The sequence below is a fragment of the Rhodococcus sp. 06-1460-1B genome, assembly GCF_002258475.1.
GTDB classification, from domain to species: Bacteria; Actinomycetota; Actinomycetes; order Mycobacteriales; family Mycobacteriaceae; genus Rhodococcoides; species Rhodococcoides fascians.
This window is the reverse complement of record NZ_NOYS01000006.1, coordinates 212,482-229,484: the sequence shown is the minus strand read 5'-3', so window position 1 is coordinate 229,484 and position 17,003 is coordinate 212,482. Positions and strand designations below refer to the sequence as shown.

The following is a 17,003-nucleotide window of genomic DNA, read 5'->3' as shown; positions in this document are numbered from 1 at the left end:
TCCCCAATCTTGGGAGTGCCTTTACTAGACGTTTACTCCGAAGTCCCGGGCGATGCCTGCGAGTCCGGACGCGTAGCCCTGGCCGACTGCGCGGAACTTCCACTCCGCGCCGTTGCGGTACAGCTCACCGAAGACCATCGCGGTCTCGGTCGAGGCATCCTCGCTGAGGTCGTAGCGAGCAAGCTCGGAGTTGTCGGCCTGGTTGATGACGCGAATGAACGCGTTGCGCACCTGACCGAACGACTGCGAGCGAGCGTCCGCATCGTAGATCGACACGGGGAACGTGATGGTCTCGATCTCCGGCGGCACAGCGGCGAGATCGACCTTGATCTGCTCGTCGTCTCCGTCGCCTTCACCGGTGGTGTTGTCCCCGGTGTGCTCGATGGAGCCGTCGGGAGACTTCAAGTTGTTGAAGAACACGAAGTGCCCGTCGCTCAGGGCCTTCTTCGTCGAGTTCAATGCGATGGCGCTGGCATCGAGGTCGAAGTCGGTGCCCGTCGTCGTGCGGATGTCCCAACCGAGGCCGACCACGACCGCGGTCAGGTTCGGTGCTGCCTTGGTGAGCGAGACATTGCCACCCTTGCTGAGGCTGACGCCCATTGAGAGGTCCTTTCGCAATTGGTTTCCCGTTACGGGTACAACCGTAGTGGGAATGTCCGGTTTCTGGACGTACTCGACCAACGAGCGCGGTGATGCGGAGGTTCCCGTCGGTAGTATCGAACAGGTGACAAGTCGCTGGCCTGGGGTGTTTCGCCGAGGTTCCGAATCGGACGCCGCCGCGCGTCGTTCCCAGGACGCCGCTGTCGCCGCCTTTCTCGACATGGACAAGCGACAGTCCATCGCATCCGCCGGTGTCGAGGCATCCACCGCGCTGCGCCCGGAGGACGGACTCGCCCGTCGATGGTTCGATACCGAGAAGCTGTGTTTCGACGCGGGAGCGGCGTATCTCGCTGCCGTCGAACAGTTCGACGGAATCACCACTGCCGCCGCGAGGTCGGCATTCGACAACGCGACGCGGCTGCTCCACGACGCCAGCGTCGCCGTCGACCGTTTCTACGAGGCTCATCGCGGGACTCTCGAGCACGCCTCGGCACAGTTCGCGGCCACCCCGCGCCTGGTGCAGGACGCACTGGCCGAGGCGGACGCTGCGCGGTCCACCGTCGACGAGCAGTACGCCACCTATCCATCACTGCGGCAGGCCTGGAACGAACTGGATGCCGCCACAACACAATTGAACGATGTTCGACGGGATCCGCTGCGTGCGCGAGAGCAAGCCGCCGTCGTCCGGGACAGGTCCACTGCGTTGCGCGAGGCGGTTCGCTCGGCTCCCGGACGCCAGCAGGAGGCCCGGACCGCACTGGTCTCGGTGCGGACCCGAATCGAAGCCGTACGAACGAGATCCGAGGGGATCGCGCCGGCCTTCTCGAGTCTGCTCCGCGAATTCAATGCCAAGAGCTCGGCAGATCTATCGCACAACGAACGGTCGAGCACACGTCACATCGAACAGGCCGACGAGGATCTGCGAGCGGCCCGTTCGGCGCTCGACACGGGCAACCCCGAGCAGGCCTTGGATCTCGTCGCCCAGGCCCGGTCGCACCTGACCGATGCCGAGCACCTGGTCGATGCCGTCACCGATCGAGTTCGCCTGCTGCGCGCAGTCAAAGCCGATCCGAGCGAGACCGAGAACAAGGTCCGGTTCAAACTTCGTGACGCTCAACAACTCGCGATCAATCGCGGTCTGGTTGCCGAATGGGGCTCGGTGCTGGATGCTCAGCTCGCCCGGATCGACAGGGCGAGCAACGCACTGACGGGTACCCATCCCGACTACTGGTCATATCTGCAGGATCTGGCTACCATTTCGGACTTCATCGCAGGCGTGATCGAACGCATGCGCAGCTAGCACCGACCGCATTCACACGAAGGATCATGGTGCAACACTTTCGCCATCTCGACGCCGACACCCGCGAACGCATGTTCTTCCTGCAACCGGAGGACATCGCGGTCAGTGACGGAAACAACGTCGTAGCAACAGCACTCGGTGCGACGCTGTACATTCCCGCGACCCGTGCGGACCTGACCGCGACGGTGCACAAGCGCACCGATGAGGGCGTTCGATCGATCGTGATCGATCTCGAAGATGCAGTCGCAGATCATGATCTGCAGTACGCGGTGGAGAACACCATCCGAACTCTGAACGAACTCTCGGGTTCGAATGCACTGGTGTTCGTCCGAGCCCGCACGGCCCAACAGATTCGGACGGTCTGCGCCGGTCTGACTCCTGGGGCCGCTGGACTTGCCGGATTCGTCGTACCGAAGTTCACCTCGGCAACCGGAGCCGAGTACCTCGACGAGATTCTCGCCGCGTCCACCGCGCACGACACCCGCTTGTTGGCGATGCCGGTTCTCGAGTCGGCCGAGGTGGTCCACCGCGAAACACGCGACACCGAACTCGTTGCCATCCGAGAACTACTGGCAAAATACCGAGACATCGTGCTGGCAGTCCGCATCGGAGCCACCGACATGTGCGGCACCTTCGGCATTCGCCGCGACCGTGACCTGACGATCTATGACGTCCGCGTCGTAGCCGACGTGATCAGCGCGATCGTCAATCATCTGGGCCGCAACGACGGATCGGGATTCGTCATCACCGGGCCGGTGTGGGAGTACTTCGCAGACCACGAACGCATGTTCCGGCCATTGCTGCGCCAGACGCCGTTCGTCGACCAGGAGGCCGTGCGCTTCCGGCAGCAACTGGTCAGCAGCGACTTGGACGCACTGCTGCGCGAGGTCGCCCTCGACCGCGCCAACGGTATCCAGGGCAAGACGGTCATCCATCCATCCCACGTTCCTGCCGTGCACGCATTGTCCGCAGTGACGCACGAGGAATACCACGACGCCCTCGACATTCTGGCCTCCGACCAGGGCGGCGCGCAGGCCTCCGGATACCGGAACAAGATGAACGAGCTGGGACCACATCGCAATTGGGCGAAACAGACGATGGTTCGCGCCCGGGCATTCGGGGTCACCAACGAAGGGATCACGTTCGTGGACCTCCTGACGGCGCTGGCTCAGCGATGACCGACAACCCGGCCGACGGCATCGTCCTGACCGACACCGGCTCCTCGTCGTCGTGGACGGCACGACAACTGGTGCGTCCCGGCCTACGTCGCAATCCCCGACGGGCACACCTGTTGGTGTCCACTGTGCTCGGCAAACACATACCCGTGGATCCGGACGTCGTCATCGGTGCCGGCGATGAATTGGCCGGCCTGGTCGCTGCGGCGGTCGGCGGCTCCGACGTCGATGTTCTCGGATTCGCGGAGACGGCAACGGGATTGGGTCACACGGTGGCAACCGCCCTCGATGCGCGCTGCTATGTGCACTCGACCCGCCGCACGGTACCGGGCATGACGGTGCACGGTGAGTTCGAGGAAGGGCACTCGCACGCCACCGACCATCTGCTGATGCCGACCTCGGCGGACCTGCTCGGCGGCGAACTACCCCTCGTTCTCGTCGACGACGAGATCTCGACCGGAGCCACCGCGCTCGATGCGCTCCGCCAGATCCATTCCACGGCTGCGCGTTCCCACTACGTCATCGCATCCCTGGTGGACATGCGTACCGCCGAGCATCTCGACGCGACCGCAGCAACGGCCACCGAACTGGGCGTCGTGATCGACAACGTCAGCCTCGCTCAGGGATCGGTCGAGCTGGAACCCGGGCTCGTGGAGACGGTTCTGAGCCTCCCCGATCCGACGTTCAATCCGGTTGCTACACAACCCGGTTCGGTACGCCGCATCGACGCGCCCTGGCCCGCAGCTCTACCCGAGGGCGGCCGCCACGGCTTCCTCAGGTCCGATGCGGCCGGGTTCGCCGACGCGATCGAAGCAGTCGCGGCCACCGTCGACGCGTCGCTCCCCGACTCGGGTGCCGTCGTGGTCGTCGGGCACGAGGAGCTGATGTACCTGCCGTTACGCCTGGCGGCAGCGCTGCAACGACGCGGACACAGCGCACTGTTCCAGACGACCACCCGCTCGCCCGCCTACGTACTCGACGTGGCGGGCTACCCACTGCGCCGGGGCTTCGAATTCGCAGCGCCCGAGGACGAATCCTCTCTGCGCTACCTCTACAACGCCGACGCGCCGGCCGACTCGACCCTGGTGTTCGTCGCCGATGCCCCCGCGGATACCGACGCACTCACCGCCGCGGCGGAGACACTCGCGGCGGCGGGCACCGACGTGCTGGTCGTGGTCGTGACCGGTGCCGATCCGCAGGCGCTCGAGATCGCCAGGCGCGCCCGTCCGCTGCGTGGGCCCGAGTTCGGCTCGTACGCGCCGGACGAGGTGACCTGGCTACTGAAAGACCTGTCGGACGTCTCGCTGGAAGCAGCAACGGCGGAGCGCGAGAGGGCGATTCAGGCCGGCACGGCGCACTATGCCGAATCGCTGCCGGTCGAATACCAACCCGATCTTGCGTATCGCGAACTGTTCGAGAAGGTACTGCACGACAGTGCGGCGCGGCTCGCGGTCGCCGTTGGAACCGTCACCGAGGTGGTGCTCGCCGAGCGCGGACACGACATCGTGCTCGCATCGCTGGCGCGGGCCGGTACTCCGGTGGGAATTCTGATGCGGCGCTGGGCTTTCGCCGCCCACGGCATCGAGATACCGCACTACGCCGTCTCGATCGTGCGTGATCGGGGTATCGACAGCGTCGCTCTGCGCTACCTCGCCGAGCACCACGATTCACGCTCGGTGGTGTTCGTGGACGGCTGGACCGGCAAAGGTGCCATCGCACGCGAACTCACAGCGGCACTACGCGACTTCCCTGGGGCGGACTTCGACGACGATCTGGCCGTGCTCGCCGATCCCGGACACTGCGCTCGCACCTACGGGACCCGAGACGACTTCCTCATCGCGTCGGCCTGCCTGAATTCGACCGTCTCGGGCCTCGTTTCGCGAACTGTACTCAACGACAGCCTCATTCGGCCGGGTGATTTCCACGGCGCGAAATACTACGCAGACCTGGCTCCCGACGATGTGTCGCGGCATCTACTCGACGCGGTGACGGCTCGATTCGACGACGTGCGTGACGAGGTCGCGGAGACGGTGTCGTCGGTGCTCGCGTCCGACAGGACTCCCACCTGGTCGGGATGGGCATCGGTGGAGAAGGTCCGCCAGGAGTACGGCATCTCGCACGTCAACTTCGTCAAGCCCGGTGTCGGCGAGACCACGCGGGTGCTGCTACGCCGAGTACCGTGGCGCGTGCTGGTGCGCGACGCAAATGCTCCGGAGCACCAACATATTCGGATGCTCGCCGAAGCCAGGGGAGTACCGGTCGACGTGGTACCCGACCTCGCCTACTCGTGCATGGGTCTGATCAAGAACGTCTCCACCGAGGATGCCTCGTGAGCGCCCTCGTCGCCGTCGACCTCGATCGCACGATGATCTTCTCCGAAGGCGCGCTCGGTGTGCCCCTGGACGAGACGTTCGAGTGCGTGGAGGTGTACGAGGGTAAACCGTTGTCGTACATGAGCACTCGGTCCATGTCGCTGCTCCGCGGGTTGAGCGAGAGCGTCACCGTGGTTCCGACGACGACGCGAACCATCGAACAGTTCCAGCGTATCGACCTGCCGGGCGCCCCGTGGCGGTACGCCATCACCAGCAACGGTGGCAACATTCTCGTCGACGGCGAGCCGGATACGGCCTGGCGCAAGGGCTTCGATCTGGACCTGGCCGGCATCGGCGCAGAGTTGAGATCGAGGGTCTCCGAAGACTGGGTGCTCAAATACCGCGAGGCCGACGGCCTGTTCTGCTACCTCGTCGTCGACGTCACCGCCGTCCCACCGGACTTCGTCTCGAACTGGTCGCAGTGGTGCGCGGCACGCGACTGGAACGTCTCCCAGCAGGGTCGCAAGATCTACACGATGCCCAACGCGGTGTGCAAGAGCTCCGCCGTGGCCGAGGTCCGTTCCAGGCTTGTTCAGGACGGCTCCCTGGATGCCGAGGCCGGCGTGTTCGCTGCCGGTGACGGCGCACTCGACGCCGAGATGCTCATGGCCGCCGACGAGGCCGTTCGACCGCGGCACGGCGAGCTCGAATTGCTGGGGTTCACCCGGCCCGGGTTGACCGTCACCGATTCCTCCGGCGTGCGGGCCAGCGAGGAAATTCTCGAGTGGCTGCGGAACCGAACCACCGCGCACCGCGTCTAACACTTCGTCGGGGGGACAGGCGCGTGGCAAGGGGTGGGCATGGCGAATCCGTACGAGGAACTCGAAGCGACGATCGACGGGATAGTCACCAACATATTCGTGACCCCGGTGGGGCCCGAGCTCGTCGGCACCATGCTCGGGGAGGCGTTCGAGAAAGCGAACGGGGCATTCGACTACCGCGGTGACTACGAACCCAACGAAGTGACGATCACCGAACCGTTCGAGGTGATGTCACACGAGGACATCGCGGGCATGGTCGGGTCGTTGGCCATCGGTCCCATTGCGACTTCGTCGAAGAACTGGAACGACCTCTCGGCCGCCGCCGGCTCCGGATCCGACGGCTTCCGAACGGGAATCGAGGCGGCCATGGCGTCGGGCTGGTCCGGGCCGATGTCCGACGCCGTGCGCGGCGGCGTAGGCGATTACGTCTCGTCGGCGTCCGCGCTGGCCACGTCGATGAGCCTGATCGGGAACAAGCTGCTCGAAGCACACGCGGGATTCGAGCAGACCAAGTCGAGAATGCCGCCGGTGGTCGCGTCCGAGGCCAGCACCCTGATCGGTTCCCTGCTCCCCGTTCCGTTCGCTACCAAAACGGCGACGGCAGTGCAGGAGGAGCAGCAGAACGAAGCGCGTCGCATCATGCGATCGGTGTACGTACCGGGCGTGGTGCTGTCGGACACCAACGTTCCGGTGCTGCCGACGGCGCACAATCCCGTCGACGGCGGAGGCGGTGGTTCCACCGGCGGCTGGGCAGGCGGTTTCCCGCCGGGCAGTTTCCCGGCCGCCAGTGGGAGCGGCGGTGCGACGTCCGGTGGGGGCGCAGGCTCGGCAGGAGCCGTCGATCCCGCAGCGCAGTCGGCTGCGCAGCAGACCGATGCCGGCACCGCGACGCCTGGACAATCGGGCCCCGGGCAACCGGGTTCGAGTCCATCCGGACCGCTGCCGCCTGCAGATCGGTCCGGGGAAACCCGGGCCGCCGCAGCCGGTGGCCCCGGAAATGCTCCCGGGGGACTCGGAAGCAACGTGGGAGGCGGCGGATCCTCGGGGACAGGCTCCCCGGGCTCCGGCTACGGCGGCTCGGGCTACAGCGGCTCCAACTACGGCGGCTCGGGCTACAACGGATCCGGTGGCGGTGTGGGCTCCGGTGCAGGTTACGGCGGCTCTGTTCTCGGGTCGCCGATCGGTTCCAGCGGTTCCAGTGGCGGCCCGGGCGGCGCGAGTGCGGCGGCGGCCGGTCGAGCAGGGGCTCACGGTATGCCCGGAGTGGGCGGTATGGGCGCGGCGGGAGGTCGTGGCACCGGAGACAACGACGGAGAACACACCACCCCCGGCTATTTGATCGACGTGGGCAACGGCAGCGAACTGATCGGTGACCTGCCACTCGTCGCACCCCCTGTGCTCGGCGGCTGACGGTGACGCAGTGGACCGTGCGCGGCATGGATTTCGCGATGCTCTGCAGTCGTTTCGGACGGGATCGGCTGCCCTACCCTCTGGCCGTCACCGTCGACGTCGATACCGAGGGTCAGCTCCGACAGCTGCGGCGCGAAGCGTCGGCGAGGATCGACGCGCTGGTGGACGAGCGGCTCGAGGCAGCCATCGGAGTGGTGATCGACCCCGCTGTGCGCATCGAATGCCGAGGCGACACCCACGATCTCGGGCAGAGCCCGGTGCGCGTTCATGCAGCGGTGACCCATGATTTCGCGGTTGTCCTCACCCAACGCCCCGGGCCGGACTGTTCGGTCACGATCGACACGGTGACCCCGGCATCTGCCCCCGTACGGATCGCCGAGTCCGTGCCGACCGTGCAGGCCGGACGCCGTGCGGCCGCCACCCTCGAACATCCCTGCACTGCAACCACATCGAGCGGAGCAATCCTGTCCACGGCCACTCGACACGCGACTGCGGACGAGAAATTCGAGGCGTTCTTCGCCCGACCGCGATCGGCAGTCGGCGAGGTGATCGTCGCGCGCGGCGCCACCTACGACCACCGCCGCGATACCGATGCCGTCTCGTTCTTCTGGATGGACTTCGACGGGGACGGCCGCTACCTCGTTCGTTCCCACGCGTCGATCGACTTCGTGCCCGCCGATTCCACCCGATTCGTCGCCGAAATCGGGCGACAGTTGGAGTCGGCCTTACGCCGATGACACAGCCCACCCCTTGACACCGTATCGATTTTCGATAGGTTATCGATATTCGTTGTTATCGACTATCGATATGGAGGCGGCGGGATGGCATACGGACTGGGTTCCATGAGGACCAACAAGTGGGCGATGGTGTTCTACGGAGCACTGGCCGTGGGCTGGACCGGCTGGAAGATGTGGAAATACCACTCCTCGGACTACGTCCTTGCCACGGTCGAACCCGAGTGGAACACCCCGCCGGTGGAGTTGTTCGGAGGCCAGTTGCAACCGGGGAACTCGGTCGAGCTGAGCGTCCCGAAAGCCGAAATCGTACGACTGCTGGGCTTCATCGACGTGATGCGCTACGGATCCCTCGCCGTCGGACTGGTGATCATCCTGGTGGGCCTGCTGTTCTTCTACCGCTTCTGCGATCGCGTCATCGCCGGGAATCCCTTCACCAACGCCGCACGCACCGACGTCGTAGTGATCGGCGCGTGCATTCTCGCCTACCCCATCATCACTGGGTTCATGAACATGCTGGGCACCAACAGCGTCGTCGGTGCGCTCGAGCTGAGCGGGACCGTGGACACCGCTCGACCGGCCACCGGTCTCTGGATCGCAATTTTCGTGTCCACGTTCCTGCAATTCGTCTACGCCACCATCGCCCAGGGCTCCAAGCTCGCTCGTGATGCCGATGGTCTGGTCTGATGGCCGAGGAGTTGGTCGACCATCTCGTCGTGTGTCATCTCGGCGAGATCCTCGAAGCCCGCGGCATGACGCTCGCCGAACTGTCGCGTCTGGCGGGGGTCAGCGTCGTGAATCTGTCGGTACTCAAGAACGACCGCGCCAAGGCCATCCGATTTTCCACCCTGACCGCGGTGTGCCGGGTGCTCGGCTGCACCCCTGGCGACCTGTTCACCCTCCGCCAGATCTGACCGACAGGCCTTCGCGGTCACATCAGTCGGACAAATCGACCAAGTACATTGGATGACGGTAACCAGCACTTCGAGAGAGAGTCCACCACATTGTCTGCTCCGGCCGGTCAACCGTTGTCCAAGGGTCAGAACGGCCCCCTCACCGTCGGCGACGTCGTCGTGTCCATCGCCCTTGCGGTGCCGGCCGACCTGTCTGCACTTCTGGTCACCGACGCCGGAAAGGTGCGCACGGACGCCGATTTCGTGTTCTTCAATCAGCCGACCGGCCCCGGCGTCCGCCTCGAACCCGGGCAGGGCGGGCCGGCTCGGCTCGCCGTCTCGCTCGGCGCCGTTCCGTCCGACATCGAGCAGATCCGTGCGGTCATCACCCTCGACGACGCGTCGAGCAACTTCGGCCGATCGGCGCCCCCGGTCGCGCGAGTCAGCGACACCGCGGGAAATGTGTTGTACGAGTACACGATCGAGGGCCTCAGCTCCGAGTCCATCGTCATCGCTCTGGAGATCTACCGCCGCCAGGGGAGCTGGAAAGTGCGCGCCGTGGGGCAGGGATACGCGGGTGGTTTCGCTGCGTTGGTGACCGATCACGGTGTCTCCGTGGACGACGCGCCGGCTCCGGAAGTCAGTCTGACCAAGTCCAAGCCCGTCAGTCTGTCCAAGGGTCAGAAGGTCACGCTGCGCAAGGACGGCGGCGTGGCCCTGACGGTGATTCGCATGGGCCTCGGCTGGGATCCGGTGACGACACCGAAGAAGGGTGGACTGTTCGGCGGCGGAGGCCGTGCGGCGAACATCGACTTGGACGCATCGGCGATCATGCTGGCAGATCGCAACGTCAACGATGTCGTCTACTACGGCCAGCTCAACGCCAAGGACGGGTCGATCACCCATAAGGGAGACAACCTGACCGGTGAGGGCGAGGGCGACGACGAGGTCATCGTCGTCGATCTGACGCGGGTACCCCAGCACGTCACCGGCATCGTCTTCACGGTCACCTCGTACCGCGGCCAGACGTTCGAGCAGGTCGCCAATGCGTTCTGCCGGCTGGTCGACAACACCACCAACACCGAACTCGCCCGCTTCACCCTGCAGGGCGGCATGCCGTTCACCGGATTGGTGATGGCGAAGGTCTACCGCCAGGGCAGTGAATGGAAGCTACAGGCCATCGGCGACGGCATCCAGGCCAAGCACGCCGGTGAAGCCGTCAAGCAGCTCGGCCGCTATATGTGACCGCACGCCGACCGGTTCGATCTGCAGCGCCGTCGAGTACGCCACCGAGCGGGTCGACGGCGCTGCCGTTTCGAATGAGATCCTCCGACGGCCGGTAGATCTGCCGAACGATCAACGCGCACAAGCCGATCACTGCGATATCGCGCACGACCACGGTGGCGGTGAACCACTGTTCGGGCAGACCCTTGTTGTCCACGCCCAGGTAGTAGTACATCCGGGGGAACCAGACGAACGCGTCGATTGCCATCCACGCCAACAGGATTCGACGATGCGGTAGAGCCAGCACCGCGAGAGGGACCAGCCACAGCGAGTACTGGGGACTCCACACCTTGTTGGTCAGCAGGAACCCGGCCACCACCAGGAACACCAACTGGGCCAGCCTCGGCCGGGTCGGAGCCGTCGTACCGATGTAGGCGATCAGCGCACACAAGACGGCGAAGAGCATCAGCGTGACTGCGTTGAGAACCATCGGCTTGTCCCCCGGATAGAGGGGGCCGTCGAAGCCCGTCCATCCGGTGAAGGAAGTGACGACGTTGTACAGCGAATCGGGGTCGGCTCCGCGCTCGGAGTTGAGCCGGAAGAACTCGTACCACCCCGTCGGATACAGCAGGGCCAGTGGAAGATTGACCGCAAGCCAGGCCCCGAGGGCAGCCACTGCGGTCAGCCCCCACTCGCGCATGCGGCCGGCCCGCCAGCACAACACCAGCAGCGGTCCGAGGAACAACAGAGGATAGAGCTTGGTGGCACCGCCGAGGCCCAGCAGTACACCGGCCAATACGGGCCGCTTCTTGGCCCAGGCCAGCAGACCGGTGAGCGCGAATGCCGTTGCGAGAGCGTCGAAATTGGTGAATCCATGCACGATCACCAGCGGTGAGGCAGCCACCAGGGCAGCGTCCCAGATGCGTCGCCCCGCCGAGATCGCCGTCGCCCACACGGTGACCAGCCACGCGACGGCCAATCCCAGAGCAACGACGTTGAAGTAGACGACCACAGGCAGGGCTTGCGGCAGGAAACTCAGTGAGTTCCATGCCTTTCCGACGACCATCGAGCCGTACTGGTACAGGCCGGCAATGACCGGGTACTCCATGTACCGGATCTGACTCGACCCGTCGGCCTTGGTTTCTTCCCAGGACTTCTTGTACGGAAACGCACCTTGGTCGAGCCGCTCGGCACCGTAGAGCGGCACGGTGTCCGAATAGCACATCGCCACGTACTGGCGACTGCCGCTCCAGTCGAGACCGAGTTCACCGTTCGGACCCACCGGTGCCTGTTGAATGCACGCCGCCTTGGCGAACCAACCGAAGCAGAGAAAGACCACAGCGAGCAACAGGATGACCCGCAGCGCAGTGAACCACCGTTGCCGACCGACCAGAGCGTGCGCGCCCACCGGCCCGCCGATGACCGAGGACAGTTCCTCGGTCATCGGATCGGTACGGCTGGGTGCGTCACGGTCCGTTGCACTCGCCGTGTCCAGGCGACCAGGACTGGCAAGGGCTCTGCCCTTGCGCTCGGGTTCGGTCGTCACCGTTCGGTGCTACTGGCCGGGAGTCGCCGGTTCGGGGGCTGCCGGCTCGGGGGCTGCCGGTGGCTGTGCGGGCTGAGCCGGGGCCAGACCCGGCAGCGGAATGGTGACGCCCGGCAGAATCTCGACCTGACGCGGCGTGATGACCACCGGAGGCGAGATCTCCGTCGGAATCGGCAGAGTCACGGGCGGCGGCGCGGACGGAGCCACCGTCGTGACCGGGGCAGCCGGTGCCGAGTACTGCGGGACACCTGCCTGACCGGCGATGGCCTCGGGCGTCGGGAACGTCTCGTTCGAGGTGCCCTCGAGCGTGCCGTCCATCGTCGCCTTCCAGATGTCCGACGGTATGCCCGATCCGTAGATCGGACCGCCGTAACTGTTCTCGAGCGGCAAGCCCTGCTCGGTACCGACCCACACCGCCGTCGACAGTGACGGGGTGTACCCGACCATCCAGGCGTCCTTGTTCTGCCCGGTATCACCGAGCTGCGCGGTACCGGTCTTCGCCGCCGATTGACGACCACCCGCGAGGTTGTGACCGTTGGAGTACCCGGCGATCGGACGCATCGCCGACGTCACGTTGTCGGCCACCGCCGCCGAGACGACCTGCTGACCGGCCTCGGGTGCACGATCGAGCAACACCGTGCCGTCGGCCGTGACGACCTTCTGCACGAAGTGCGGGGTGTGGTAGACGCCGGAGGCTGCCAGTGTGGCGTAGGCCGAGGCCATATCGATCACCCGCGACTGGTACTGGCCGAGCACGATTCCGTAGTTCGGGCCCGCGTTGTCGGGCTCGGTCAGCGTGGGGCCGACGCCCTCGATCTCCTGCGGGATACCGAGCTTGTGTGCCATGTCCGCGATCGCCTGCGGGCCGTTGTCCATGCCCAGCATCATGCGGTAGAAGCTCGTGTTCAGCGACCGCTTGAGGGCTTCGGCGATGGTGCACGTGCCACAGGATTCGCCCTCGACGTTGCTGATCTGGATGCCGTTGACGTCGAGCGAGGAACTGTCGTACATCTTCGACAGCGGAATGCCTTGGTCCAAGGCAGCGGCGAGGCCGAACACCTTGAACGACGATCCGGTCTGCAACCCGGACTGAGCGAAGTCGAAACCGCGCCCGTCCGCGCCGCCGTAGTACGAGCGGACCGCGCCACTGCGCGGATCGATCGACACCGACGCCGTACGCAGCTCCGACGGCTCACCCTGCAGGTTGTTGTCCACGGCCTCGACCGCGGCGGCCTGCGCCCTCGGATCGATCGTCGTCGTGATCTGCAGACCCTCGGTGTTCAGATCCTGATCACTGACCCCGACAGCCGACAATTCACGCAAAACCTGCGCCTTGATCAGACCGTTGGGACCTGCGTCGGCGGCATCGCCCGAATCGACCTGAGAAATGGGGACCCACTGCGGATACTGCATCGCCGCACGCTGAGTCGCATCGAGCTGGCCCTGCGAGACCATGCCGTCGAGCACGTAGTTCCACCGCGACTGAGCACCGGTGGGGTTGACTTCCGGATCGAGTCCGGACGGTTGCTGGATGGTCGCAGCCAGTACTGCGCCTTCCTCGACCGAGAGCTGATCCACGGATTTGCCGAAGTACGCCGTCGACGCGGCAGCGATGCCATAAGCGCCACGACCGAAATAGATGGTGTTCAGATACGCCGCGAGAATGTCGTCCTTGGACCATTGGCGAGCCATCTTCGACGAGATGACCAGCTCCCGCATCTTGCGCGTCAACGTCCGCTCGGAGCCGACCACCGCATTCTTGACGTACTGCTGGGTGATTGTGGAACCGCCGCCCGCGCTGTCACGTCCGAGAACGTTGTCGCGCAGGGCACGGCCGAAGCCGGTCACCGAGAACCCGGGATTGGAATAGAAGTCGCGATCCTCCGCCGAGAGCACGGCGTTACGCACGTGCTCCGGAATCTGGTCGATCGTGACATCGGTTCGGTTGCCCTCGGGTGGCACCACCTTGCCGAGCACGCTCGACCCGTCGGAGGCGAAGATCGTCGCGACCTGATTGGTCCTGAGGTCACCGGGCCGCGGGACGTCCACCAGCGTGTACGCCACCATGAACAGCAGAATCGGCACTATCAGGCCCAAGGCGACCAACGCATACAACGTGCGTCGAACTACCCGCCACTTGGACTTCTTCTTCGTTTTCGCGGCGGAACCTCTTTCGGGGGGCTCGGGCGGTTCGTTGCCCGAGGAGCTAGCTGATGGATCGTTCGGTTCGTGTGGCGGCGGGACGGATCCCGATCGGGTGACACCTGCCGCGGCGTAGCGACCGTCACCGGGCGGTCGACCCTGCGGTGGCATCGGACGCTGGCCCGGAGGCGGACCCGGGCGTTGGCCGGCGGGAGGCATCGGCGGTCGACCCTGCGGTGGCATCGGACGCTGCCCAGGAGGGGGCCCGGGGCGCTGGCCCGGAGGTGGCATCGGCGGTCGCCCCTGCGGTGGCATCGGACGCTGCCCAGGAGGCGGTCCGGGGCGCTGACCCGGAGGCGGTAGCGGACGTTGGCCCGGAGGCGGTAGCGGACGTTGGCCCGGAGGAGGCACCGGACGTTGGCCCGGTGGGGGTACCGGACGACGTCCGGGCGGATCGGAATGGCGGCTGCCGCGCGGTGGTCCGGGCACGTCGGGGCGCCGTCCGGAGTCGCTACGGCCAGGTTCGTTGTTACCCGGGTTGTTGTCGTAGGGGGAACTCACGTACGAATCTCCAGTAATCTCGGCGGCCGCGTCGAATTCTCGGTGGCTGGGTTCAGCGAAGCGATTGTGTCATTCACTCGCAGTTCGACGGTTCGGTTGACGGGATCCCGATCGTGGGCGACGGGGTTGCTTGGGTGCGGGCACGGCCCCGAGGACGTAGGACTGGACGAGGTGATTCCAGCTGCACGAGCGGCAGACCTCGACCACATGGACCGAAAATTCCTCTTGGGTGGCAGCCAGCCGGCCGAGTTCGTCGGCCGTTCTCGCGGAGCCGGACAGGGGTCCGAGCTTCTCGCCGAACACCCACGACACCAGCGTGAGCTGCTCCTTCCGGCAGATCGGGCACACTACGTCGCTGCCGCGGCCGTGGAACTTGGCGGCACGTAGAAGATAGGGATCTGCGTCGCAGACCGCTGCCACGCCCGTCCTACCGGAGTAGACCTCGGCCAGCAGCGACCGACGCTGAAGGGCGTAGTCCACCACCTGTCGCTGAAGTCGCACGAGAACCAGAGTACGTGCGGCAGTGTCGATGGAGACCTGCGATCCCCGCCTGGACGACGATCGACCCCCATTCCTGGGCCGAGAAACTATGCTCCACCTGTGCCGACGCGACTGTCACCCAGTACGCGAGCGCGTGATGTGGATCGCACCGATACTTGCGCCACGTTGGACGAAGCACTCGCCGATGGCCAGCTGTCCGATTTCGAGCACGCCGCAAGGATCGATCTGGCGAAGGAAGCCGACACGATCGCCGATCTGCACGCCCTCATCGAGGACCTTCAGAACGACACCGATCTGCCGCCGATGGCCGACCCGATCGAGTTCGCGCATCCGATCACGACGGCAAAGGGCTCACGCCTGGGCTTCATGGCCGTCGCGGTCCCTGCCGTTGCCGCACTCGTGGCGCTCACCTTCGGCATTCGCGCGTGCTCGAACACCAATGACCCCGAATCGGGTCTCGGGTCGGCCGGGTACAAGAATCCCGCAGTCGTAGTGGATATCGTCGATGCACTGCAACAGAAGATCGGCACGTCGGTGGTCGACAGACTCGGGTTGTACGAGGACTACGCCGTCATTTCGGCACCTGCACCCGGGGTGCCACAGAAGCAGGTCAGCTACACCTATCGCAACGGCGTGATCGACGACTACGACGACAATTTCTCGAGCACCCGCGACTTCGACGGACCTCAGATCGACCTGGCGACGGTCGACCTGACGAAGGCAGCGGGGATCATCGCCGGTGCCCGCGAGAGCTTGAACATGAGTCGCATCGACAGCTACAACGTGAGCTTCCACGGCAGCGACAACGGTCCGCAAATTTCCGTCTCCGCCGACAACACCGACCAGGAAAGCGGAACTCTCCTGTTCGATCCCGCAGGCAACTTCCTGCGTGTCACGCCGTTTTCGTTCGGCTGATCAGTCCGGAAAGGAAGCCCGCAGGTGGCTCAACGACCCGATTTTCGCGCTCGCGACATAGACCGCGCGCTGACCGCCACCGTTCTGGACTCCGCTTACGCCGACGGCCAGCTCACCTTCGACGAGCACCGCCTACGCAGCGAACGTGCCCGGGTGGCCATCACCCTGCGTGATCTGCGACGACTGGTCTCCGACCTACAAATCGACGTCGACCTTCCGGAACCACCGCCGCGAACATCCGAACCGAAGAACCGGCTACTGCTGGCACTCGGCTCGGTCGTCATCGTGACTGTAGGGCTGGTGGTGTTTCTGTCGACCAGGACCGGCGAAGAACCGGTTCCGACTGCTGCCGTCGTCGCGTCCACGACGACGCGCAGCGTGACCCCCACCGTGCCGATGGACCTGCCGGTCGACGTCACCCCGATAGTCGCTCGCCCGTTCGTTTTCGACACGGCAGCCGGACTCGACGATTTCCGAGAACGCTACGTGGAACGCTTCGGGAGTTCGCAGGTTCTCGAGGTGTTCATTCAGATGGACGGCAACCGTGCCGACGTCTATCGCCCGACGGCAGAGGGCCGACGAGAGCGCGTGTTCGTCTCCGGGGGGTTCGAGGTGTATCACGAAACCGACGCGCCAGACGCACAAGAGGCGCTCTTCGACTGGGCCACAATCGATTCTGCGGTTCTGGCAGGCCTCGTCGCGGGAACGCCCGAGGCCGTCGGGGTTCCGGACGCCGCCGTCGAGTACGTCATGATCACCGATTCCCGCGGCGAGCAGCGCATCTTGATCACCGCACACAACGACGACGATCAGGGTGGCCGCGTCGAAGCGGACTTCGCGGGCAACATCGTCTCGGTAAGCCGATAGAC

15 protein-coding genes are annotated in these 17,003 nt (G+C 65.4%); 11 read left to right on the top strand and 4 right to left on the bottom strand.

The window, feature by feature from the left end:
• Positions 1 to 24: 24 nt before the first annotated feature.
• Positions 25 to 600, bottom strand: a complete 576-nt coding sequence (locus tag CH268_RS03010) for a TerD family protein (protein WP_027495074.1) — start codon at positions 598 to 600, stop codon at positions 25 to 27.
• A 220-nt stretch (positions 601 to 820) separates the two neighbouring features.
• Between CH268_RS03010 and CH268_RS03005 the strand changes: the two genes are divergently transcribed.
• The 9 genes from CH268_RS03005 to CH268_RS02965 all read left to right on the top strand — a co-directional run bounded on the left by CH268_RS03005 (position 821) and on the right by CH268_RS02965 (position 10,490).
• On the top strand, positions 821 to 1,900 hold the full coding sequence (locus CH268_RS03005; protein WP_094662461.1) for a hypothetical protein: 1,080 nt from the start codon (positions 821 to 823) through the stop codon (positions 1,898 to 1,900).
• A gap of 29 nt (positions 1,901 to 1,929) precedes the next feature.
• Complete coding sequence (locus CH268_RS03000; RefSeq protein ID WP_094662463.1) at positions 1,930 to 3,078, top strand: HpcH/HpaI aldolase/citrate lyase family protein; 1,149 nt, start codon at positions 1,930 to 1,932, stop codon at positions 3,076 to 3,078.
• On the top strand, positions 3,075 to 5,408 hold the full coding sequence (locus CH268_RS02995; protein WP_094662404.1) for a phosphoribosyltransferase: 2,334 nt from the start codon (positions 3,075 to 3,077) through the stop codon (positions 5,406 to 5,408). The genes CH268_RS03000 and CH268_RS02995 overlap by 4 nt, the downstream gene beginning before the upstream one ends.
• Positions 5,405 to 6,208, top strand: a complete 804-nt coding sequence (locus tag CH268_RS02990; RefSeq protein ID WP_053068751.1) for a hypothetical protein — start codon at positions 5,405 to 5,407, stop codon at positions 6,206 to 6,208. Before CH268_RS02995 ends, CH268_RS02990 begins: the two co-directional genes overlap by 4 nt.
• 39 nt (positions 6,209 to 6,247) lie before the next feature.
• Positions 6,248 to 7,618, top strand: a complete 1,371-nt coding sequence (locus CH268_RS02985) for a PPE domain-containing protein (protein ID WP_094662406.1) — start codon at positions 6,248 to 6,250, stop codon at positions 7,616 to 7,618.
• A gap of 2 nt (positions 7,619 to 7,620) precedes the next feature.
• Entirely contained in the window at positions 7,621 to 8,355 is a 735-nt protein-coding gene (locus CH268_RS02980) for an ESX secretion-associated protein EspG (RefSeq protein ID WP_094662408.1), read from the top strand.
• A gap of 105 nt (positions 8,356 to 8,460) precedes the next feature.
• Positions 8,461 to 9,039: a hypothetical protein gene (locus tag CH268_RS02975; RefSeq protein ID WP_230591619.1), complete on the top strand. Its 579-nt coding sequence runs from the start codon at positions 8,461 to 8,463 to the stop codon at positions 9,037 to 9,039.
• Positions 9,039 to 9,266, top strand: coding sequence for a helix-turn-helix domain-containing protein (locus tag CH268_RS02970; protein ID WP_032367670.1), 228 nt, complete (start codon positions 9,039 to 9,041; stop codon positions 9,264 to 9,266). Before CH268_RS02975 ends, CH268_RS02970 begins: the two co-directional genes overlap by 1 nt.
• 90 nt (positions 9,267 to 9,356) lie before the next feature.
• A complete protein-coding gene (locus CH268_RS02965) occupies positions 9,357 to 10,490 on the top strand; it encodes a TerD family protein (RefSeq protein WP_255182277.1) in 1,134 nt (377 codons plus the stop codon).
• Here the strand turns inward: CH268_RS02965 and CH268_RS02960 are convergent.
• The 3 genes from CH268_RS02960 to CH268_RS02945 all read right to left on the bottom strand — a co-directional run bounded on the left by CH268_RS02960 (position 10,465) and on the right by CH268_RS02945 (position 15,219).
• Positions 10,465 to 11,913 carry a glycosyltransferase family 87 protein gene (locus tag CH268_RS02960; RefSeq protein WP_094662467.1) on the bottom strand — a complete coding sequence of 483 codons (1,449 nt, stop codon included), beginning with the start codon at positions 11,911 to 11,913 and terminating at the stop codon, positions 10,465 to 10,467. The two genes, CH268_RS02965 and CH268_RS02960, sit on opposite strands and share 26 nt — an antisense overlap.
• Positions 11,914 to 12,024: 111 nt before the next feature.
• Positions 12,025 to 14,376 (bottom strand): transglycosylase domain-containing protein, encoded by a 2,352-nt coding sequence (locus tag CH268_RS02955; protein ID WP_255182278.1) that lies wholly within the window; start codon positions 14,374 to 14,376, stop codon positions 12,025 to 12,027.
• 411 nt (positions 14,377 to 14,787) lie between these two features.
• The gene (locus tag CH268_RS02945; RefSeq protein WP_027495064.1) at positions 14,788 to 15,219 is read right to left on the bottom strand and encodes a DUF5318 domain-containing protein; all 432 of its coding nucleotides are present in this window, start codon (positions 15,217 to 15,219) and stop codon (positions 14,788 to 14,790) included.
• Positions 15,220 to 15,318: 99 nt separating this feature from the next.
• On the opposite strand from CH268_RS02945, the gene CH268_RS02940 reads away from it, so the two are divergent.
• Together CH268_RS02940 and CH268_RS02935 are read left to right on the top strand one after the other, a co-directional pair.
• On the top strand, positions 15,319 to 16,134 hold the full coding sequence (locus tag CH268_RS02940; RefSeq protein ID WP_255182279.1) for a DUF1707 SHOCT-like domain-containing protein: 816 nt from the start codon (positions 15,319 to 15,321) through the stop codon (positions 16,132 to 16,134).
• Between the two features lie 24 nt (positions 16,135 to 16,158).
• On the top strand, positions 16,159 to 17,001 hold the full coding sequence (locus tag CH268_RS02935; RefSeq protein WP_094662414.1) for a DUF1707 SHOCT-like domain-containing protein: 843 nt from the start codon (positions 16,159 to 16,161) through the stop codon (positions 16,999 to 17,001).
• Positions 17,002 to 17,003: the final 2 nt, after the last annotated feature.

Excerpts from the sequence above, each read along its gene's own strand:
- CH268_RS03010 (WP_027495074.1), bottom strand. The coding sequence starts at position 600 with ATGGGCGTCAGCCTCAGCAAGGGTGGCAATGTCTCGCTCACCAAGGCA.
- CH268_RS03005 (WP_094662461.1), top strand. The coding sequence starts at position 821 with ATGGACAAGCGACAGTCCATCGCATCCGCCGGTGTCGAGGCATCCACC.
- CH268_RS02995 (WP_094662404.1), top strand. The coding sequence starts at position 3,075 with ATGACCGACAACCCGGCCGACGGCATCGTCCTGACCGACACCGGCTCC.
- CH268_RS02985 (WP_094662406.1), top strand. The coding sequence starts at position 6,248 with ATGGCGAATCCGTACGAGGAACTCGAAGCGACGATCGACGGGATAGTC.
- CH268_RS02975 (WP_230591619.1), top strand. The coding sequence starts at position 8,461 with ATGAGGACCAACAAGTGGGCGATGGTGTTCTACGGAGCACTGGCCGTG.
- CH268_RS02970 (WP_032367670.1), top strand. The coding sequence starts at position 9,039 with ATGGCCGAGGAGTTGGTCGACCATCTCGTCGTGTGTCATCTCGGCGAG.
- CH268_RS02960 (WP_094662467.1), bottom strand. The coding sequence starts at position 11,913 with ATGACCGAGGAACTGTCCTCGGTCATCGGCGGGCCGGTGGGCGCGCAC.
- CH268_RS02955 (WP_255182278.1), bottom strand. The coding sequence starts at position 14,376 with ATGCCTCCCGCCGGCCAACGCCCGGGTCCGCCTCCGGGCCAGCGTCCG.